Source organism: Bradyrhizobium guangdongense, assembly GCF_004114975.1.
In the GTDB taxonomy this organism is placed as follows: Bacteria; Pseudomonadota; Alphaproteobacteria; order Rhizobiales; family Xanthobacteraceae; genus Bradyrhizobium; species Bradyrhizobium guangdongense.
Window position 1 is genome coordinate 128,540 of sequence record NZ_CP030051.1, and the last position, 18,596, is coordinate 147,135.

Below are 18,596 nucleotides of genomic sequence, written 5' to 3' on the forward strand. Positions count from 1 at the left end.
CGAAAACGCTCTGACTGACCTCGGCACGGCCGCAAACGGGCTGGGAGGCGGGAAAAGGACGGCCGCGAGCCTAGGCGGCATTGGCTAAGGCCGGCTTAATCCGGCCGCAAACGGGCACGATCACCGAGCTGTTGCACGGATCACACAATCCGGCGCGGTCGCGATATACCAGCGGAACTTGATGCACGCCGCGATGGAAATCGCCCACGCCGACCCTATCTGAGGCCAGCTTCCTATCACGCCTCAGGTGCCATGACAGACCAGACGCTCGCCGCGCCGATCGACGATCAGCAGGAACGCCAGCGCGGCTTTACGCGCTACCAGTCACTCCTGGTGGCGCTGCTCGCCTTCGCGCAATTCACCATCATCCTCGACTTCATCATCATGTCGCCGCTCGGCGCCATCGTGATGCCCTCGCTCGACATCACGGCCGCACAGTTCGGCGTGGCGGTGTCGGCTTACGCCTTCAGTGCAGGCTTGTCGGGCATCCTGGCGGCCGGCTTTGCCGACCGGTTCGATCGCAAGCGGCTGCTGCTGTTCTTCTATACCGGCTTCACGCTCGGCACTGCGCTCTGCGCGGTCGCGCAGGATTATCACGTGCTGCTGGTCGGCCGCGTAGTGACCGGCTTGTTCGGCGGCGTGATCGGCTCGGTCGTGCTGGCCATCGTCACCGACCTGTTTCCCCTGCATTTGCGCGGCCGCGTGATGGGATTCGTCCAGACCGCCTTCGCCGCGAGCCAGGTGCTCGGCGTGCCGGCCGGGCTGTTTCTCGCCAATCACTGGAGCTGGCATGTCTGCTTTGCCGCGATCGTCGGCCTTGCGATCGTGACCATCGCCATCATCGCCTTCGCCATGGAGCCGGTCGATGCGCATCTGAAGCTGAAGCAGGACAAGAACCCGTTCCACCATCTGGTCGCGACGATATTCGAGCCGCGCTACACGCTGGCCTTCTGCGTCACCACCTTGCTGGCGACCGGCGGCTACATGCTGATGCCGTTCTCCAGTGCGTTCACCGTGAACAATATCGGCATCGACATCGTGCATCTGCCGACGATCTATCTGGTCTCCGGCCTGTTCAGCATCGTCACCGGCCCGCTGGTCGGCCGCGCCGCCGACACCTTCGGCAAATATCCGACCTTCGTGTTCGGCTGCGCGATGACCGTGCTCATGGTGCTGATCTACACCCATCTCGGCCACGTCTCGCTGGTATCAGCGATCACCGTCAACGTGCTGCTGTTCGTCGGCATCTTCTCGCGCATGATCCCGTCGCAGGCGGTGATGTCGGCGATCCCCGAGCCCAGCCAGCGCGGCTCGTTCAGCGCCATCAGCGCCTCGCTGCAGCAGCTCTCCGGCGGCCTCGGCTCGGTGCTCGCGGCCGCGATCATCTCGCAGCAGCCCGACGGCTCACTGCTGCATTTCGAGCGGATCGGCTACGTCGTCGTCACGACCACGCTCATCACGCTGGTGGCGATGTATTTCGTGCAGAAGGGGGTGGCGGAGCGGACGGGGAAGCGGGTGGTGTGAGGGGGGCGGGGTTTGGCCCCACGAACGACCTATCGCGGCGGCGAGACCAAGATCGCCGTCCGGCTAGCTCCAACGATGGGAAGCAACCCTATTCGGGGACCAAATCCCGCAAAATGGTGCCCAGGAAAGGACTGGGTCGCCACCACTGAAATAGCCCTATTTTCTAGGGGATTCGAGCCTACCGGCTGGGTCATGTGTACCGGTGTTGTGTACCGGAAACAAGCAGCTCAGTTCGAACCGCCGAGGGTCACCTCCATCTGGTAACCCATGGCGTCGCGCTCCATCTGCCGTGCAAATTCCTCATCACGACGCCGCCGCTGGCCCGCCAGGGCCTTCCAGTGCGCCAGCTCCGCTTTGGCACCAGCGCCGTCGAGATACATGTTCATCGGAATGAAGGCGTCCTTGCGTCCGATCAGCTCACCAGTGTCCGCCTCGACGATGTGGAGCTGGCCGTTGCCAAAATAATCCTGCTCGAACCGCCTGACTTCATGAACCCGCTCCGCTGAGTCAGCGCTGCCGGTGTCCCGCACCCCGATATCCTTGAACACGTCGAAGACGATACGCTCCTGCCCGAAATCGAGCAAAAACCTGAACGTGACGTCCCCTTGAAGCGACTCGAAGTGCATCTGAACGAGGCTGCCCGAATGGCCCAGGCGTTTGCACCGCAGACCTTCGAGCGGGCCGTAGGCCCCCTTTCGGCGAATGCGCACGCTGATGTCCGGCACGTCCACGACGGGATCACCGGAGAGCGGCTTACCTTCCTGCATGAACTTCACGATCTCAGGCCCCAAGATCTTCTTGAAGCCCGCCAGCTCGTAGAGGTGCTTCCTGAAGTTCGTACCCCGAGTTTCGACGCCAAAAACCTGCTCAATTGCCCTGATCGCGAGAGCCCGCACGATCGGAAGCTCAGACCCGAGCCGACGGAGATCGCCCGGGATGTCAGGGTCAACGATCGGCTTCCGTGCGCCATGCGCCATGGCACATCGGCCAGATTTGAACAGGTGCGTACCGACCTCCTCGGCGGTCAAAAAGCCCTGCGCCTTGATACCGTCGATTGCCTCCTTGACCCCGAAGCCTTCAAGGTCGGCTATCGCGCCCGCGATCCAGGCAATGCGCTTCTCGTCGCGTGGGAAGGCGGTTTCGAGCACCTTGTAGAACGACAAGAATGCGTAGCCGACGTGGTTGAGGCTGCGCCCCTCCCGCATCAGCGCCAAGGCGAGCATCGCCTTCTCTGCGGTGACCTCGGGGAAGTAGGACAGGTCGAACTCGTCGCAAATCATGAAGCCGCGCTGCTTGTCGCGTCCCATGGGACTCGGGAGACTTCCGCCGCCAAGACCACCGCCCTCGACCGCGTAACCCCGCTCCTCGACCCAGCTGAGCGTGGAGATGAAGCGCATCACCAGCTCCTCGCATTCGTGCCGGGCTTTGCCAGATGGGACCATCATGGCGACGGCCGGGAAGAAGTCCTTCATCACCGGCATGATCCAGATGTCGACCCCGCGCCACCGCACCTTCTGCGCGACGATCGGCCAAGGACTGGTGGTCGCGATGTTGGCGACGATCCACTCACCGCGCTGAGCCAGCTCGCCCTTGATGACGTCTCGGTGGTCCGAAATATCGCGCCGGAAGACCGAGTCTTCTTCGAGGTCCGAGATCTTTGCCGCTACATTCATCGTCGAGAACCCTTAGCTCTTCCTTTCGCCTGTCCTTGCCATTGAGAACGACTCCGGCAGGGAATCGCGCCTGAGAGTCCCAGCATATAGCGCCTACCGAGAAATCTACACCTAAATGTAGAGGCTCGCACCCTGTAGCCCGGGGGTGTTGCGGACCCTAAGGTCACAGCTCACCCAGCATCCTGGCGACGGCGGTGGCTGCGTAGGGCTTCCCGGATTCGCTGACGAACCCGGCATCGGCAAGTGCAGCAGAAATATCTCGCAACGACCGTCGTCCTGCTTTAGGAGATCGCCGCCGCAGCTTCCGCGCCAGGGCAATCATCTGACCCCCGTGCTCGCGCTGATCCAGCTCTGCGTAGCTCTTGCGGCCTTCGACCTTCACGCCTGAGGCGCGCTTGCGGTCACGAGCGGCCTTCAACTTGGCGACCAGCCGTGCTTTTTCGAGTTGAGCAAACACGCCAGCGATCTGCCGCATTGCGACCTTGAACGGATCTTCCGTGGCAGTGAGGTCGTCCCCGGTAGCGGTGAGCACCCGAACGCCACGCTCGATCAGCGCAATGATCCCCGCTTCCTGCACGATTAGCTGCCGGGCGAAGCGCGATGCGTCCTCGACGATGACCGTGCGCACGCCATTGCCCTCGATCCGATCCAAAAGCGCAGAGAACCCCGGCCTGCTTTCGATGGGATCAGCACCGGAGACGTCGGCATCGTAGTACTCGGCGACGATCTCCCAGCGATCCCGCTTGGCGAACGCCTGGATGGACTCCCGCTGACGCTTGTCGCTGTCCTTGTCCGCCCCGACGTTGGCCGCACTCGACGTCCTGAGGTAGGCAATAGCCTGTCGTGATTTCGCAGTTGTATCAGACACTTGATTAGAATCTCTGTTTCGTAATCTTGAGAAATCGTAACAGACTGAAGGCTACGTTTCAACGAAGATCTAGAAGTCTGCATCCTGTGACTGCGGAATGTTGGAGATTTTAGTGAAGGACTTCTCGGAACGAACCGTGAGCAATGTTCTCTACATGTTCTCATCCATCAGTAGGCGCTGCCCTGTTTCAACCCCTAGGCCTGATTTGCGAGTGGCCTGATTTGGTCGCCTTCCCGAAATTGGGCTGGCTATCTGCCTGCTAAAGGCGCACACTCCTGCCATCACAGCCCGGACCGTGGCCTCTTTCTGTGATGAGATCGCACAGCGTTCCCGCCCTTTCGTTTTTGGGACCGCCCATGTGCAAAGATTGCAATCAGATCGACATTAGGATTCGACAGCTACGCAGGGTGCAGGAGCCACCAGGTCTGGATGAGCTTAGCCACGCCATGATCCGAATGGCTATTGAGGCGCTAGAGACCGACAAGGCCGCCCTGAAGTGCGGCGGTATCCAGCGAGAAGGTAAGCTGCCCGATGGACCGTGAGATGCTTCAGAGGCATCTAGAGGAAGCCGATCGCCACGTTGCGCAAGGCGAACGCCATATTGCCGAGCAAGAGATTCGGATCGCGAACCTTGCTAGGCTAGGGCGAGATACGATCGAGGCCCGGAAGCTTCTGGACAACTTTTACGTCAGCCAGGTCCAGCACGTTCAGCACCGGGATCGGCTCAGCGAGCAACTAGCGCAGTAAGGCCGCCCCAGTTGGCGGCCTCTCACGTTTGGCCACGCGACGCACGTCGATGCATCAACGAATCGGAAGGTAGGGCATTCGAACTGGAATTGGCTCTCAGCCGCGAGCGTGCCCGACCGCCGTCGGTGACTAGGGAAAAGCGGGACGAGACATCCGTCGAGGGCTCGGGGCGTGGACTCCTCCGGGGTGATGTACCACCATCCAAGGTCTGATTTTTTTCTTGCATAGGCCCCCCACTCGGATGACCCACTCCTACTTCGAACTCCCAAAAGACCCCTTTTCCGCGAACGACAACTTTCAAGAACTGGAGATGCAGTTCTTTGAGGTCGCCGAATGCGAAGACCTGCCAATTTCTCGGGATTCTTCGACGGTAGGCGGCCCCGAGCTGCAACTGCGCCCGCAGGTTCTCCCTTCTATGGTTTCAGGCGCTCCTGGGGCGGAGCACCATTCTGGAGGGGTATCTCCGTCATCAGGAACACACCGGTACGCCAACTGGACGACCAAGACCAAGATCGGCCGCCGCAAGGTCACGAGGTGCCTCTCGCTGGCTCAGGTCAAAGACGCACAGTCCGCCTGGCATCACGCCAGAAGTATCGGCCAGCCCATGAATGTGAATGCTGATCGAAGAATGACCCCCAATCGGCGTCATGCTGACCCCACTAGGTCGTTGATTTTATTGAATTGCAACTATGAGACCCCGGCGCCGATCGACGTCGGGACCCCGCGCCGAAACACACGTTGACCTTATTCCGCGCTGTCTTCACCGCCCTGCGAACGCCAAGATCCCCGGCTTTGGGATCGATGAATAAATAGCCTCTTGAGGACCTCTCATAAAATTCTGGAAAACCTTCCTCGATGATTTGCCGATGCAGCACTACGTCTCTGGCTTCGTCAGTCTTCACGGGGCCCGCCTCGGGCGTCACGTGCACGACCCAATTTTTACCTTCACGGCGAATGTCCTCTTTGCGAAGCTGAAGCATCTCGCCTACCCGCGCTCCCGTGAAGGCACACAACCACGGCACCCACCGTTTGGCCAACGCCAGCTTCGGAGCAACCCTCCCAGCAACAGAATTCCGGGCGTGCTTGAGAATGGCGGATGCTTCTCGGTCGTAAAATCCCTTTGACCTAAGCTTGCGCGATTTGCCGACCTTGATGGTAAGTCCTTCGGCAGGGTTGGAGTGCATGCGGCGGTTCATGACTGCCCAGCCAAACACCGTCTTTAGGCCGGCTAAGTCACTGTCCTTCACGGTCTTAGCACTCGCGCCGCCTAGCAGCCGGTGATCCTTGAAGCGGACTATGTCCTCCGGCGTTACGCGGCCCGCCTCGTCATGCTTCAGGAAGGCCACGAGCTTCATCATCGTTTTCTCATAGCTCTCATAGGTACTCTGCTTGCGACCGGCGGCCTTCGCCTCCTTCCACCAATCCTCGACCAATGCCGATAGCGAGCCGTTCGAGGCGCCAGGCTCTAAGGCTGCCTTTCCTCGTTCTGCCGCAGCGTTCCTTTGCGGGAATGGAATTGCTTGGGAATCGGGCGAGTAGTCGCCTTCACCTCTTGCCAATTTGGCCAAAAGTACGCTGGCACGCTGCATGGCCGCACCGAGCGCGCGGGCCATGGTTCGGCGGTTGTCAAAATTAATAAAGATCCCGTTGGCCGTCAGATAGCCGTCAGCAGCATCCAAACACGCCTGTTCCATCCGGAAAATCTTGTCCTCCGGCAATTCCGGAGCGCCATCCAACGCTCGCTGAGACGCAGCAAGTCTGTGCTCGCTCGTCTGCGGGGGGCCAAACAGCCGATCTCCGGCCACGACATCCCAGCCGGTCTGTTGGCTTGGATTATCCCTGTACATCTGCAGCCACTGATCGTAGGCGGCCAGGGCAAGTTGATGCGCCTCGCGTTCAGTCAGCAGTTTTGGCCCTGCGCGCAGGTTGGCCCAGCGGGCCTCGAGCTCGGCAAGTGCCTTCGCGAAGCGCTGTTTGGCCTCGCCCGGATCGCGGGTCTGAAGGCTTACCTTCTCCTCGCGCTTGCCGACGATCTTGCGCAAATCGTCCGGGACAGCCTTTCGGAGCTGATAGATTCCAGTTTTGGGATGCTTCCACGGACGCGACATAGCCAACGGCATTGTACCACCCTTCTGTACCACTGAGGAGCGGGTAAGCCGTTGAATTTGCTAATTTGCTTTGGATTTCACGCTCTTAGAAGAGCGATGGTGCCCAGGAAAGGACTCGAACCTTCACGGCCGTTAAGCCACTGGCACCTGAAGCCAGCGCGTCTACCAATTCCACCACCTGGGCATGCCGTTTGGGGCACGGAGGCGGTTACTACGGTTCGGTGACGCCGTTGTCAATTCATGCTTGGTCATGCGGATTGCGCATTGCACACCGGGCCGATACAAGCCTGATATCACGCACTTGTTCGCAAAAATGGACCGCAGGATAGCTCCCATGGCATCGAATCTGGAAACTCTCGTCACGGTTTTCGGCGGATCGGGCTTTTTGGGCCGGAATGTCGTCCGCGCGCTGTGCCGCCGGGATTACCGGGTCAGGGTCGCGGTGCGGCGGCCGGAACTGGCCGGATACCTCCAGCCCTCGGGCAAGGTCGGGCAGGTCCACACCATCCAGGCGAACCTGCGCTATCCAGCCTCGGTCGAGGCGGCGGTGCGTGATTCGCAGGTCGTGATCAATCTGGTCGGCATCCTCGCCGAGGGCGGCGCCCAGACCTTCGACGCTGTCCAGGCCAAGGGCGCCGAGACGGTGGCCAAGGCGGCGGCCGCAGCCGGCGCCAGCCTGGTGCATGTCTCGGCGATCGGTGCCGATTCCGAATCGCCCTCGCGTTATGCCAAGGCAAAGGCGGCCGGCGAAGCGGCGGTGCTGGCCGCAGTGCCGTCGGCCGCGATCTTCCGTCCCTCCGTGATGTTCGGCCCCGAGGACCAGTTCACCAACCGTTTCGCGGCGCTGGCGCGGATGTCGCCGGTGCTGCCGCTGATCGGCGGCGAAACCAAGATGCAGCCGGTTTATGTCGGCGACGTCGCCACCGCGATCGCGGACGCCGTCGACGGCAAGGCCAAGGCGGGCGCGACTTACGAGCTCGGCGGGCCGGAGGTGCTGACCATGCGCGAGATCATCGAGGCGATCCTGGAGATCACCGATCGCGAGCGGATGCTGGTGCCGCTGTCGTTCGGCCTCGCGCGCCTCAAGGCCGCCTTCCTGCAATTTGCCCCCGGCGCGTTCAAGCTGACGCCGGACCAGGTCACGCTGCTCGAGCGCGACAATGTCGTCTCGGAGGCGGCGAAGGCCGCCGGCCTGACGCTGGAAGGCCTCGGCATTACGCCCGATTCCCTGGAAGCGATCGCCCCGCAATATCTCTGGCGCTTCCGCCCGCAGGGTCAGTTCCAGCGCAAGAACGCGTGAGGCGTTTTCACCTCTCCCGCTTGCGGGAGAGGGAGCGCACCGTCGGCGCGGCGAGATCTCAAAACTTCAGCTTCTTGAATACTGCCTCGGGCAGCGTCTTGATGACCAGCATCACGAGGCGCCATTTGCCGCTGACGTAGACGACGTCCGTCTTGTTCTCGACGGCGCTGAGGATCGCATCGCCGACGACAGGGGCTTCGACGGTCAGCGGGCCGATCAGCTTCATGCCTTCGGTCATTTTCGTGCGGACGAAGCCGGGCTTCACGGTGACGACATGCACGCCGCCGCGGCTCGCGCGGGCGCGCAGGCCTGACAAGAAGGCGCTGAAGCCGGCTTTCGCCGAGCCGTAGACATAGTTCGAGGCGCGGCCGCGATCGCCGGCCACCGACGACACGCCGACGATTGTGCCACTGCCACGGTTCAGGAATTTTTCCGCGAACAGGCCGAGGATCAGCGAGGGGCCCTCGTAGTTCGAGCGCATGATCGTGGTGGCGTGCGCAAGATCGCTCTCGGCGGCTGGCTGCACACCGAGAAGGCCGACGATCGAGATCACCACATCGGGCAGGGCGGGAAGGCCGGCGACAAAGCCCTCGAACGACGCGGTGTCGAGCACATCGAATGTGTGCGTGCTCGCTTCGATCGCATAGCGCGCGCGCAGATCGGCGGCGTCAGGCTCCAGCGCCGCGACGTCGCGGCCTGCGAGGCCGACGTCGTAACCCGCCTTGGCAAAGGCGCGCGCCGCGGCGCGGCCGATATCGGAGGAGCCGCCGAGCACCAGAACGGACTTGCGTGACGTCACGGCTTAGACCTCATCGAACAGGCGTTGTGAAAGTTTGGAGCGGATGTTCTTGGCGGGATCGAGCGCTTTTCGGATCGCGTTGAAGCGCGCCAGCGCGGGATAGCCGGCCTCGAAGGTGGCGCGCGACTGCCGCGCATCCTTGGCAAGATAGAGCCGGCCGCCCGCCGCGACGACCAGACGGTCGATCTCGTCGAGAAATTTCAAAATGTCGCCCTTCACAGGAAAGTCCAGGGCCAGCGTGTAGCCGGGCAGCGGAAACGACAGCAAGCCGTCGCCATGGCCGAGCTTCTTCAGCACCGCCAGGAACGACGCATCGCCGCGCGTCGAGGCGCGCTCGAGGATTTCGCCGAGAACCTCGCGCGCGCGGACTTCCGGAATCACGCATTGATGCTGCAGGAAGCCGCGCCGCCCGTAGATGCGATTCCAGTCGGCGATGCTGTCGAGCGGAAAGAAATACGGATAGAGCGAGACCACATGATCGCCGCCGGCGCGCCGCGCACCCATGCGGTAATAGATCTCGTTGAAGGCGCGGATGCTATGGCGGTTCAGCGTCATCGACGGCAGGTCGATCGGGACAGCGAGCCCGGGATTCCTGCCGACGGGGAATCGATCGGCGCCTCGGCCAAGCTCATCCGCGCTTGCGTGCTCGCCGAGATAGATCAGCGATCGGCCGAGATCGCGACTGCGCGCCGCGCAATCGATCCATGCCACCGAATAGGTTGCGGAGTCACTTGCCTCGAGCGCGCGCATCGCGGCGTCGAGGTCGGACGCGGAAATCACCCGCTCGCGGATCCAGCCGGTTTCCACGGAGCGCAACCGCATCGTCGCCTCCAGGATCACGCCGGTGAGGCCCATGCCGCCGATGGTCGCGAGGAAGGCATCGGAATTCTGCTCGCGCGAGACTTCGATGGTCTCGCCCGCGCCTGATCGCAGCAGGATGCTCTCGACATAGCGGCCAAAGCCGCCCTCGCCGTGATGGTTCTTGCCATGCACGTCGGCGGCAATGGCGCCGCCGATCGAGACGAAGCGCGTGCCCGGCACCACGAAGGGCAAAAAGCCGCGCGGGCCGAAAGTGTCGATCAGGTCGGACAGCAGCACGCCGGCCTCAAGGCGGATGCGCCCCGTCGCTGGATCGAACGACCTGATCCGGTCGAACGCGGTCATGGCGATGGTCCTGGCAGCGCCGATCGCGGCATCGCCATAGGCGCGGCCATTGCCGCGGGCCACCGAGCCGGCGACGACAGCCTCCGCCACGCCCTCGAACGATCGCGGCCGCAGCATTTCGCTATCGACGACCGGGAAGCGCCCCCAGCCGCTGACTGTCGTCATCATTCAGCTCCGCCCGCGGGCCACCCCGCTCCAGGAACTGCCTAGCGGCGAAAAGCTGATATTGCGTTGAGGCGGACTGGCAAGTTTGCGGCCGGTGTCCACCTCTCCCCGCAGGGGAGAGGTGAGTCGGAGCGCACCCACCAACATCGAAACCGTGGCGGATTCCTAGACTTAACGTCCCAGCGCCAGCGCGATCAGGCCGAGCGTGCCGACGATGACGCGCCACCAGGCGAACACCACGAAACCGTGCCGCGTGACGTATTCCAGGAACGACTTCACCACGATGATTGCGGTGATGAACGACACCACGAAGCCGATCGCGACGATGCCCATGTGGTCCATCGTCATCTCGGCGCGACTCTTGTAGAAGTCGTAGGCGAACGCGCCGATCATGGTGGGGATGGCGAGGAAGAACGAGAACTCCGCCGCCGCGCGCTTGTCGGCGCCCAGCAGCATCGCGGCGACGATGCTGGCACCGGAGCGCGACACGCCCGGGATCATGGCGACGCACTGGGCGATGCCGATATAGAGATACATCAGCAGCGGAAATTTGGTGGCGTCATGCTCGCGCGGCTTGAGATCGAGCCTGTCGACCCAGAGCAGGATGGCGCCGCCGACGATCAGCGTGAAGCACACGACCCACGGATTGAACAGCATGCTCTTGATGTATTTGCCGGCGACGAGACCGACGACGACAGCGGGCAGGAACGCTACCAGCACGCCGATCACGAAGCGGCGCGAATAGGTGTCGCCCGTGAAGAAGCCGATCACGACGTCCCACAGCTTCCTAAAATAGAGCCCGACGATCGCGAGGATCGCACCCAACTGGATCAGAACCGTAAACGAATCCCAGAACGCGCCCTCGCCGAGGCCGAAGAAACGTTCGGCAAGCAGGAGGTGGCCGGTCGAGGAGACGGGAAGGAACTCGGTCACACCCTCGATGATGCCGAGGATCACTGCCCGTATTGTATCTGACATATTTACGGTCCATTTCCGCTGGAAAAGCGGGGCTCTTCTCGCCTATTCGCCCCCATGCCGCAATCGCAAAAATGCGCCATCACGCCCTTGCTTCGCGGTTTTGAGGGACTAGTGTGGCGCCGCACAAACATTGATGGATTCTTAAGCACCATCAAATAGTCAAAGGATTCATGTTTACCCTGTTTCATCATCCGTTCTGTCCGCATTCGCGCTTCATCCGCCTGATCGCGGGCGAATACGGGCTCGAACTGAAGCTGATCGAGGAGCGCAGCTGGGAACGCCGCGAGGCATTTCTGCTGCTCAATGCGGCGGGCACGACGCCTGTTCTGATGGACGACGAACAGCCGCCGATCCCGGGCGCCGCGATCATCGCCGAGTATATCGACGAAGCCTATGGCGCCGAAATGGGGCCGAAGCGGCTGATGCCGGAGACGGTTGCCGAGCGTGTCGAGGTGCGCCGGCTGATGGCGTGGTTCAACGAAAAATTCTTCGAGGAAGTCTCGCACCCGCTCGTCACCGAGCGCATCTACAAGCGCTTCATGAGCGAGGAAAATGGCGGCGGGCCGCCTTCGGCCGACGTGATGCGCGCGGCCAAGGCCAACGTGCGCTATCATCTCGCCTATATCGGCTGGCTGGCGCAGACGCGTAATTTCCTCGCCGGCGACCGGCCCACTTACGCGGATCTCGCCGCCGCGGCGCATCTCTCGGCGATCGACTATCTGGGCGACGTGCCATGGAGCGAGGACGACGCAGCAAAGGCGTGGTACGCGCGGGTGAAATCCCGCCCGTCGTTCCGCCCGCTGCTGAGCGAATGGCTGGCGGGCGTGCCGGCGTCGCGCACCTATGTGGACCTGGATTTCTGAACACCGATCCAACTGAACTGAAGGCGGCGCTGGCGCGCGAGGCGCGCGGGCTCGGCTTCGACTGCATCGGCATCACCGAGCCCGGCACGATCGAAAAGGCCGGCGCGCATTTCCTCGAATTCATCGCATCGGGCGGCCATGGCGACATGGACTGGCTCGCGAGCCAGCCGGAGCGGCGCATCGATCCGCGCGGGCTTTGGGAGGACGTGCGCAGCGTCATCATGCTCGGCGTCAACTATGGACCTGACCAGGATCCGCTCGCGATCCTGCAGCAGCGCACGCGCGCGGCGATCTCGGTCTATGCGCAGGGCGACGATTATCACGACCTGATCAAGAAGCGGCTGAAGGCGCTGGCGCGCTGGCTGCTGGCGACGGCGCCCTCGGACGTAAAAGTGTTCGTCGACACCGCGGCGGTGATGGAGAAGCCGCTCGCGCAGGCCGCACATCTGGGCTGGCAGGGCAAGCACACCAATCTGGTCTCGCGCGAATTCGGCTCCTGGCTGTTTCTCGGCGCGATCTACACCACACTCGAGTTGCCGCGCGACCGCGCCGAGATCGATCATTGCGGATCGTGCCGGGCCTGTCTCGACATCTGTCCGACCGCGGCATTCCCTGCTGCTTACAAGCTCGATGCGCGGCGCTGCATCTCCTATCTCACCATCGAGAATAAGGGCCAGATCCCGCACGAGTTTCGCCAAGCCATCGGCAACCGGATCTATGGCTGCGACGATTGTCTTGCGGCGTGTCCCTGGAACAAGTTTGCGCAGGAGGGCCGTGAGGCCAAGCTCGCCGCGCGTGATGAACTGCGCGCGCCTGGTCTTGCCGAGCTTTCGCGGCTCGACGATGCGGCGTTTCGCGCGCTGTTCACGAAGTCGCCGGTGAAGCGCATCGGCCGCGATCGCTTCTTGCGGAACGTGCTGATTGCGATCGGCAACTCAGGTGATGCGGCACTGGCACAGGAGGCGCGGCGATTGCTCGACGATGCGAGCCCGCTGGTGCGTGGGGCGGCCGTGTGGGCGTTGGCGCAGTTGGTTGGGCGGGATGAGTTTGCAGCCATGAAGGTCATTGCGCTGAGCAACGAGCACGACGATAGCGTTCGCGAGGAATGGCACACCGTCTCCTAGCTATCGGTGTCATTCCCCGCGGAAGGGGAATCCAGTGCGCCGCAGCCTCTCGATCCATCACTGCCGTCTCGGCGGACTGGATCGCCCGGTCAAGCCGGGCGATGACGGCGGAGTGTGAATGCGCGCCCGCGACCACACGAACACTCACCCTTGATTTCCCCACTCGTTCCCGCAAAGTCGCACGCATGACAAACATGCCTTTCTTCACCCGCGACGGCGACACATTCCATCCGACGGAAGTCGCCAACGGTCCCTGGGATCCGAAATCGCTGCACGGTCGTGTCATCGTCGGCCTGCTCGGCTTCGCCATCGAGGAGCGCCATTCCGGCCCCGAATTCGTGCCGGCGCGATTGACCGTCGACATGTTTCGGCTGCCGACGATCGACAAGCCGATTCACGTGACGACGCGGCTCGTGCGCGACGGCCTGCGCATTCGCGTGGTGGAGGCGGAGTTCCTCTCCGGCGGCGTCAGCATGGCGCGCGCTTCGTGCCAGCTGTTGCGCAAGACGCAGAATCCTGACGGCAATGTCTGGTCACCGCCGAATTGGGACGTGCCGAAACCGGCTGACATTCCGAAGCCCACCGACCCCAGGCTCGGCATGAACGGCAAATGGACGACGCGCCCCATCGTCGGCCATATGGGCTCGCTCGGCCCGCGCCGGCTGTGGATGAGCGAGGTGCGCGAGCTCGTTGCCGGCGCGCCGATGACGCCGTTCGTCCATGTCGCTGTTGGTGCCGACTTCGCGAGCCCTTTCGCCAATGCCGGCGACAAGGGGCTCGGCTACATCAACAGCGACGTGACGATCTATCTGCACCGTCTGCCGGTGACGAACTGGATCGGCTTCGACGTGGTGAATCACCAGGCCACCGACGGCGTCGCGATCGGCGAATGCTGGCTCTACGACGAGCAGGGCCCGATCGGCATAGCCACAGTCGCCGCACTGGCGCAGCGCAGGCCGATGGCGAATCCATCGAAGCGGTAGTTTTTCGTCATTCCGGGGCGCGCCATTTGGCGCGAGCCCGGAATGACGGCTAGGTGAGATGCCGCTTCATCTCGTCTCGCGCCTTCAGCTCCGCACCCTGCTTGGCGACGATCTTCGCGATCCTTTCAGGCGCGAATTTCAGATCGACGAACGCCGGCGCGGTGTTGGCGACCTCGTGGTAGCTGGCGATCTTGACGTCACGCAGCGTCATGATCGCCACGCCCTCGAACATCGCACGCGCACCGGCAGCTTCCGGCAAGGTCGAGCGATAGCTGAAGGTGTAGCGCGCATAGAGCGTGGTGCCGTCGGTGACGGGATCATGCATGTCCCAGCGGAAATCCGTCGCCGTGCGATAGAACCAGTCGTCGATCATGCCGGCGATGTTCTCGCGGCCTGCGAAGGCCCCGTAGAAGACATCGTGATAGACGCCGTCCTCGGTGAAGAGCTCGGCGAAGGCGCGGCCGTTGCGCTGCTCGACAGCGTCGCAGAAGGCGCGCAGCAGGGTGGTGGCGCTCATTGGCTGTTCTCCCGGCTTCTTGGTCATGCCCCGCGGAAGCGGGGCATCCAGTACGACGCGACCTATCGATCGAACCACAACAGCCTCGGCGTACTGGATCGCCCGCCTTCGCGGGCGATGACACCGAGTGGTTGGCAATACTTCACCCGATCTCCGCCACCGCCGCAAGAATGCGCGCGATGTCCTGCGGGCGGGACAGGCGGTGATCGCCGTCCTGGATCATGGTGAGCACGACATCATCGGCCGGCAAACGATGCGTCAGCGCGAAGGCGTGCTGCCACGGCACATCGGGATCCTGCGCGCCTTGCAGGATGCGGACGGGGCAACCGAGATCGATGGCGCTGCCGAGCACGAGATGATTGCGTCCCTCCTCGATCAGCCGGCGCGTGATCGGATAGGGCGTGCCGTCGCCATATTCGGATGGCCTGAGCCAAAAGCCCTTGGTCTCGATCTCCTTCTTCACCTCGGGCGAAAACTTCTTCCACATCAGCTCTTCGGTGAAGTCCGGCGCCGGCGCGATCAGCACGAGGCCCGCGAGCGATGCTTTCCCCGCACGCTTCTTGATCTCGCGCGCGAGCAGCAGCGCCATCCAGCCGCCCATGGAGGAGCCGATCAGCACTTGCGGACCGGTACAGAAGCGCTCGAACACCGCCACGCTGTCCTCGAGCCAGCCCCCGATGGTTCCGTCGGCGAACTCGCCGCTGGATTCGCCGTGGCCGGAATAGTCGAACCGAACCACGGCACGGCCGTGCTCTGCGGCCCAGCCATCCAGCGCCACCGCCTTGCCGCCCTGCATGTCCGATTTGAAGCCGCCGAGCCAGACGAGACCGGGACCTTGGCCGGCCTCCTTTCCGGCGCGATGGCGCACCGCGATCCTGCGCGCTGACGGACCCTCGCCAACGTCGATGAAGTCGAGCACGGCATCGGGAATTGCTGCGGTCATGGAACGTTTACTCTGGCTGTGGGGTTTGAGGGCTTGAGAGCACATTGGGATACGTCCCGCAGGGCAACCCTATCTTGGTATTGACCCTTTGGGACGCTTGCGGAACAGGGGCAAGGTGTCTATGTCGAGCACCGTGCCGATAGGCGTGGCCAAAATGCCTCGCATTTGAAGGTTTTTCGCTCCTCGCAGGGGCGACTTGCTTGCCGGCATCAGCATCTTCCTTCAAAATAGCCGCTTCCTTTCACAACTTTGGAGAACCACCCATTCGCCGTCCCAATAGAGCCCCGGCCCCTGCCGCCAAAGACGGGCCGCGCATCAATGATGATATTCGCAATGCGCAGATCCAGCTGATCGACGCTGCCGGTGAGAACAAAGGCACCGTCGAGACCATGCTTGCCATCAAGATGGCCCAGGAAGCCGGCATGGATCTGGTCGAGATCTCACCAAATGTCAGCCCTCCCGTCTGCAAGATCATGGACTACGGGAAGTATAAGTATTCCGCCCAGAAGAAGGCCGCGGAAGCCCGCAAGCGTCAGAAGACGGTCGAGATCAAGGAGATCAAGCTCCGCCCGATGATCGACGATCACGATTATGACGTGAAGATGCGCGCGATGCTGCGGTTCTTCGAGGAGGGCGACAAGGTCAAGATCACCTTGCGCTATCGCGGCCGCGAAATGGCGCACCAGGAGATCGGCACCAAGTTGCTGGACAAGATCAAGACCGACGTCGCCGAACTCGCCAAGGTCGAGCAGGACGCCCGGTTCGAGGGCCGCCAGGTCGTGATGGTATTGGCGCCGCGCTGAGCGCAGCTGTTCAGGACTTGAGAATTCAACGGCCCGTCCGGATCATCCGGCGGGCCGTTTTGTTTTCACCTCTCCCGCTTGCGGGAGAGGTCGACACGCGAAGCGTGGCGGGTGAGGGCCTTTTCCTCTGGGGTTGTCCCGTTGCGAAGAGAACCCTCTCCCCGACCCTCCCCCCAAGTCGGGGGAGGGAGCGCACCGGGCTTTCTCGGCTACGTTCGTGTCGCCTGCCAGGTGCCGCTGCATTGATCGCCGGAGATGACGCCCCTCCAGGAACCGGCACCCGCTGCGCCGCCGAGCCGGCCGCCGCCGCTGGCGTGGGAGGCGCCGACCGACACCTGCACCGCGACAGCGCCACCGCGATTGACCTTGCCCGAGACCCGGCCGCCGCCGGCGGACGACACCCGGCTGCCTGTGACGGTGAAGGGAACGCTGTAGCCCGAGCTGCAATTCCCGCGCGTGGTGGCGAAGGTGACATTCCAGACGCCGTCATAGCCGCCGATGCGGGCATCGGCGGTCGAGGGGACAGCGATCGCGGCAAGCACGGCGAACAGCGCAAGGTGGCGCGGACGGGTCAAACCAGACAAAATCGATTGGGAAAAATGGACCATTTTGGTCCTGCTCCGGACGGGACGGCGTGAACGATGAGGTGGCAACTCCCAATAGTCGGCGAGCGGGTTCCAGCGGTTCATCGTTGCCTTCCGGCCCGTTCTCTGTCATAAGCCCGGCCTTCATCGCCCGGCTGATTAAGGGCTGCCGTGGCGGTGTTTCGTGCGGGTTTTCGCGCTTGTTCGCAAAACCTGAGCACAATCAACGCTCTAACGAGCATTTTTGACGGCCATGCCGCCTTCGCGGGCGGAGTTCTGTGGCCATGAGGAGAGCCAAATGCCCAAGCTGAAGACCAAATCGGGCGCTAAAAAGCGCTTCAAGGTGACTGCCACCGGCAAAGTGATGTTCGCCCATCGCGGCAAGCGTCACGGCATGATCAAGCGAACGAAGAAGCAGATCCGTCAGCTGCGCGGTACCGCGGTGCTGTTCAAGACCGACGGCGACAACGTCAAGAAATACTTCTTGCCGAACGCCTGATCGCGTTCACGATCATTGCCATCTCCGCCGCGCCATCCGCGGCGATCCGAAACCCTAAGTCATCTTTCGAAGGATTTTTGTCATGTCTCGCGTCAAACGCGGTGTGACCGCCCACGCCAAGCACAAGAAAGTCTACAAGGCCGCCAAGGGCTTCTACGGCCGCCGCAAGAACACCATCCGCGCCGCCAAGCCGGCCGTGGAGAAGGCCCAGCAATACGCCTTCCGCGACCGCAAGCGTAAGAAGCGCACCTTCCGGGCACTCTGGATTCAGCGCATCAACGCGGCCGTCCGTCCGTTCGGCCTGACCTACAGCCGATTTATCGACGGCATGGCCAAGTCCGGCATCACCGTGGACCGCAAGGTGCTGTCGGATCTCGCGATCAGTGAGCCCGCGGCGTTCCAGGCGATTGCCGAGAAGGCCAAAGCCGCCCTCGCAGCCTAAGGCCAGCGCTAGCGGGCCTTCAGCGCGCGCTCGGAGTAACGCTGGGCGACCTCCGCCCGGCAGAATGCCGTGAACGAGAGATACATGGTGCCGGACTTGTTCCGGTACTTGATGTCGCACGCGTGCATCTCGCGCTTGTAGGCTTGGTTCTGCGACGCGTTGAGGCCGGGCTTGAAGTCGGCTTCGCATTTCTTTTCGACGGCGGCGCCGAGCTCGACGTCACCGCTCGCGGTCAACTCGCAATCCTTGAAGACCTTCATCGCGCTTTCGCAGCTCTTCTGGCTGCTGATGGTGTCCGCGACCTCGTCCAGCGTCATGGATTTGTCCATGCAGACCATGGCACGCGCCGGAGTGCCGGCCACCGACAGACCAACGGCCAGGACGGCCAGACAGCATTTCGAAAGCATCGCAAGGGTCTCCTCGTATCCTGTCTTGGTGCCGGGCCCCCGCGCGAGGTTCAATCCAGCCGCTCAGAGGCTCAAATGACCGGCTTTTTGCTTGACGTTACGCCC

Annotated in this window: 18 protein-coding genes and 1 tRNA gene; 8 read left to right on the top strand and 11 right to left on the bottom strand. The window is 62.7% G+C overall.

The genetic code is table 11. The annotated features are described in order from the left end of the window. Nucleotides 1–252: 252 nt before the first annotated feature. Nucleotides 253–1,524 (top strand): MFS transporter, encoded by a 1,272-nt coding sequence (locus tag X265_RS00575; RefSeq protein ID WP_128963152.1) that lies wholly within the window; start codon nt 253–255, stop codon nt 1,522–1,524. Nucleotides 1,525–1,751: 227 nt separating this feature from the next. Here X265_RS00575 and mauJ read toward each other — a convergent pair whose 3' ends face one another. The 4 genes from mauJ to X265_RS00600 form a co-directional block, all read right to left on the bottom strand. Next, complete coding sequence (gene mauJ / locus X265_RS00580) at nt 1,752–3,197, bottom strand: methylamine utilization protein MauJ (protein ID WP_128963153.1); 1,446 nt, start codon at nt 3,195–3,197, stop codon at nt 1,752–1,754. A 163-nt stretch (nt 3,198–3,360) separates the two neighbouring features. Continuing rightward, nucleotides 3,361–4,065 carry a recombinase family protein gene (locus tag X265_RS00585; protein WP_128963154.1) on the bottom strand — a complete coding sequence of 235 codons (705 nt, stop codon included), beginning with the start codon at nt 4,063–4,065 and terminating at the stop codon, nt 3,361–3,363. A 1,406-nt stretch (nt 4,066–5,471) separates the two neighbouring features. After that, complete coding sequence (locus tag X265_RS00595) at nt 5,472–6,932, bottom strand: DUF6538 domain-containing protein (RefSeq protein WP_128963156.1); 1,461 nt, start codon at nt 6,930–6,932, stop codon at nt 5,472–5,474. Nucleotides 6,933–7,017: 85 nt separating this feature from the next. Next, nucleotides 7,018–7,104, bottom strand: a tRNA-Leu gene (locus X265_RS00600). Between the two features lie 150 nt (nt 7,105–7,254). On the opposite strand from X265_RS00600, the gene X265_RS00605 reads away from it, so the two are divergent. After that, nucleotides 7,255–8,220, top strand: a complete 966-nt coding sequence (locus X265_RS00605; RefSeq protein ID WP_128963157.1) for a complex I NDUFA9 subunit family protein — start codon at nt 7,255–7,257, stop codon at nt 8,218–8,220. 58 nt (nt 8,221–8,278) lie between these two features. Here X265_RS00605 and X265_RS00610 read toward each other — a convergent pair whose 3' ends face one another. From X265_RS00610 to X265_RS00620, 3 genes are all read right to left on the bottom strand, one after another. Beyond that, the gene (locus X265_RS00610) at nt 8,279–9,019 is read right to left on the bottom strand and encodes an SDR family oxidoreductase (protein WP_128963158.1); all 741 of its coding nucleotides are present in this window, start codon (nt 9,017–9,019) and stop codon (nt 8,279–8,281) included. A gap of 3 nt (nt 9,020–9,022) precedes the next feature. Beyond that, the gene (locus X265_RS00615; RefSeq protein WP_128969087.1) at nt 9,023–10,348 is read right to left on the bottom strand and encodes an FAD-binding oxidoreductase; all 1,326 of its coding nucleotides are present in this window, start codon (nt 10,346–10,348) and stop codon (nt 9,023–9,025) included. Nucleotides 10,349–10,519: 171 nt separating this feature from the next. Then, nucleotides 10,520–11,326 carry an undecaprenyl-diphosphate phosphatase gene (locus X265_RS00620; RefSeq protein WP_128963159.1) on the bottom strand — a complete coding sequence of 269 codons (807 nt, stop codon included), beginning with the start codon at nt 11,324–11,326 and terminating at the stop codon, nt 10,520–10,522. A gap of 170 nt (nt 11,327–11,496) precedes the next feature. On the opposite strand from X265_RS00620, the gene X265_RS00625 reads away from it, so the two are divergent. The 3 genes from X265_RS00625 to X265_RS00635 all read left to right on the top strand — a co-directional run bounded on the left by X265_RS00625 (nt 11,497) and on the right by X265_RS00635 (nt 14,296). Beyond that, nucleotides 11,497–12,189: a glutathione S-transferase family protein gene (locus X265_RS00625; RefSeq protein ID WP_128963160.1), complete on the top strand. Its 693-nt coding sequence runs from the start codon at nt 11,497–11,499 to the stop codon at nt 12,187–12,189. Then, the gene (gene queG / locus X265_RS00630; RefSeq protein WP_128963161.1) at nt 12,138–13,313 is read left to right on the top strand and encodes a tRNA epoxyqueuosine(34) reductase QueG; all 1,176 of its coding nucleotides are present in this window, start codon (nt 12,138–12,140) and stop codon (nt 13,311–13,313) included. The genes X265_RS00625 and queG overlap by 52 nt, the downstream gene beginning before the upstream one ends. 185 nt (nt 13,314–13,498) lie before the next feature. Then, a complete protein-coding gene (locus X265_RS00635) occupies nt 13,499–14,296 on the top strand; it encodes an acyl-CoA thioesterase domain-containing protein (protein ID WP_128963162.1) in 798 nt (265 codons plus the stop codon). A gap of 49 nt (nt 14,297–14,345) precedes the next feature. Here the strand turns inward: X265_RS00635 and X265_RS00640 are convergent, their stop codons facing one another. Both X265_RS00640 and X265_RS00650 read right to left on the bottom strand, forming a co-directional pair. Then, nucleotides 14,346–14,813, bottom strand: a complete 468-nt coding sequence (locus X265_RS00640; RefSeq protein WP_128963163.1) for a nuclear transport factor 2 family protein — start codon at nt 14,811–14,813, stop codon at nt 14,346–14,348. 142 nt (nt 14,814–14,955) lie between these two features. After that, nucleotides 14,956–15,756 carry an alpha/beta hydrolase gene (locus X265_RS00650; protein WP_128963165.1) on the bottom strand — a complete coding sequence of 267 codons (801 nt, stop codon included), beginning with the start codon at nt 15,754–15,756 and terminating at the stop codon, nt 14,956–14,958. 263 nt (nt 15,757–16,019) lie between these two features. Between X265_RS00650 and infC the strand changes: the two genes are divergently transcribed. Beyond that, the gene (gene infC / locus X265_RS00655; RefSeq protein ID WP_128969088.1) at nt 16,020–16,559 is read left to right on the top strand and encodes a translation initiation factor IF-3; all 540 of its coding nucleotides are present in this window, start codon (nt 16,020–16,022) and stop codon (nt 16,557–16,559) included. A 209-nt stretch (nt 16,560–16,768) separates the two neighbouring features. Here the strand turns inward: infC and X265_RS00660 are convergent, their stop codons facing one another. Continuing rightward, nucleotides 16,769–17,167, bottom strand: coding sequence for a hypothetical protein (locus X265_RS00660; RefSeq protein ID WP_164938355.1), 399 nt, complete (start codon nt 17,165–17,167; stop codon nt 16,769–16,771). 274 nt (nt 17,168–17,441) lie between these two features. On the opposite strand from X265_RS00660, the gene rpmI reads away from it, so the two are divergent. Together rpmI and rplT are read left to right on the top strand one after the other, a co-directional pair. Further along, the gene (gene rpmI, locus X265_RS00665; protein WP_008143958.1) at nt 17,442–17,642 is read left to right on the top strand and encodes a 50S ribosomal protein L35; all 201 of its coding nucleotides are present in this window, start codon (nt 17,442–17,444) and stop codon (nt 17,640–17,642) included. Nucleotides 17,643–17,724: 82 nt separating this feature from the next. Continuing rightward, nucleotides 17,725–18,084, top strand: coding sequence for a 50S ribosomal protein L20 (gene rplT, locus X265_RS00670; protein WP_027561620.1), 360 nt, complete (start codon nt 17,725–17,727; stop codon nt 18,082–18,084). A gap of 8 nt (nt 18,085–18,092) precedes the next feature. Here the strand turns inward: rplT and X265_RS00675 are convergent, their stop codons facing one another. Next, on the bottom strand, nt 18,093–18,491 hold the full coding sequence (locus X265_RS00675) for a hypothetical protein (protein ID WP_128963167.1): 399 nt from the start codon (nt 18,489–18,491) through the stop codon (nt 18,093–18,095). Nucleotides 18,492–18,596: the final 105 nt, after the last annotated feature.

Coding starts and splice junctions, on each gene's coding strand:
- X265_RS00575 (WP_128963152.1), top strand. CDS start 253: ATGACAGACCAGACGCTCGCCGCGCCGATCGACGATCAGCAGGAACGC.
- mauJ (WP_128963153.1), bottom strand. CDS start 3,197: ATGAATGTAGCGGCAAAGATCTCGGACCTCGAAGAAGACTCGGTCTTC.
- X265_RS00595 (WP_128963156.1), bottom strand. CDS start 6,932: ATGCCGTTGGCTATGTCGCGTCCGTGGAAGCATCCCAAAACTGGAATC.
- X265_RS00605 (WP_128963157.1), top strand. CDS start 7,255: ATGGCATCGAATCTGGAAACTCTCGTCACGGTTTTCGGCGGATCGGGC.
- X265_RS00615 (WP_128969087.1), bottom strand. CDS start 10,348: ATGACGACAGTCAGCGGCTGGGGGCGCTTCCCGGTCGTCGATAGCGAA.
- X265_RS00620 (WP_128963159.1), bottom strand. CDS start 11,326: ATGTCAGATACAATACGGGCAGTGATCCTCGGCATCATCGAGGGTGTG.
- X265_RS00625 (WP_128963160.1), top strand. CDS start 11,497: ATGTTTACCCTGTTTCATCATCCGTTCTGTCCGCATTCGCGCTTCATC.
- queG (WP_128963161.1), top strand. CDS start 12,138: ATGGCTGGCGGGCGTGCCGGCGTCGCGCACCTATGTGGACCTGGATTT.
- X265_RS00635 (WP_128963162.1), top strand. CDS start 13,499: ATGACAAACATGCCTTTCTTCACCCGCGACGGCGACACATTCCATCCG.
- X265_RS00640 (WP_128963163.1), bottom strand. CDS start 14,813: ATGAGCGCCACCACCCTGCTGCGCGCCTTCTGCGACGCTGTCGAGCAG.
- X265_RS00650 (WP_128963165.1), bottom strand. CDS start 15,756: ATGACCGCAGCAATTCCCGATGCCGTGCTCGACTTCATCGACGTTGGC.
- X265_RS00660 (WP_164938355.1), bottom strand. CDS start 17,167: ATGGTCCATTTTTCCCAATCGATTTTGTCTGGTTTGACCCGTCCGCGC.
- rpmI (WP_008143958.1), top strand. CDS start 17,442: ATGCCCAAGCTGAAGACCAAATCGGGCGCTAAAAAGCGCTTCAAGGTG.
- rplT (WP_027561620.1), top strand. CDS start 17,725: ATGTCTCGCGTCAAACGCGGTGTGACCGCCCACGCCAAGCACAAGAAA.
- X265_RS00675 (WP_128963167.1), bottom strand. CDS start 18,491: ATGCTTTCGAAATGCTGTCTGGCCGTCCTGGCCGTTGGTCTGTCGGTG.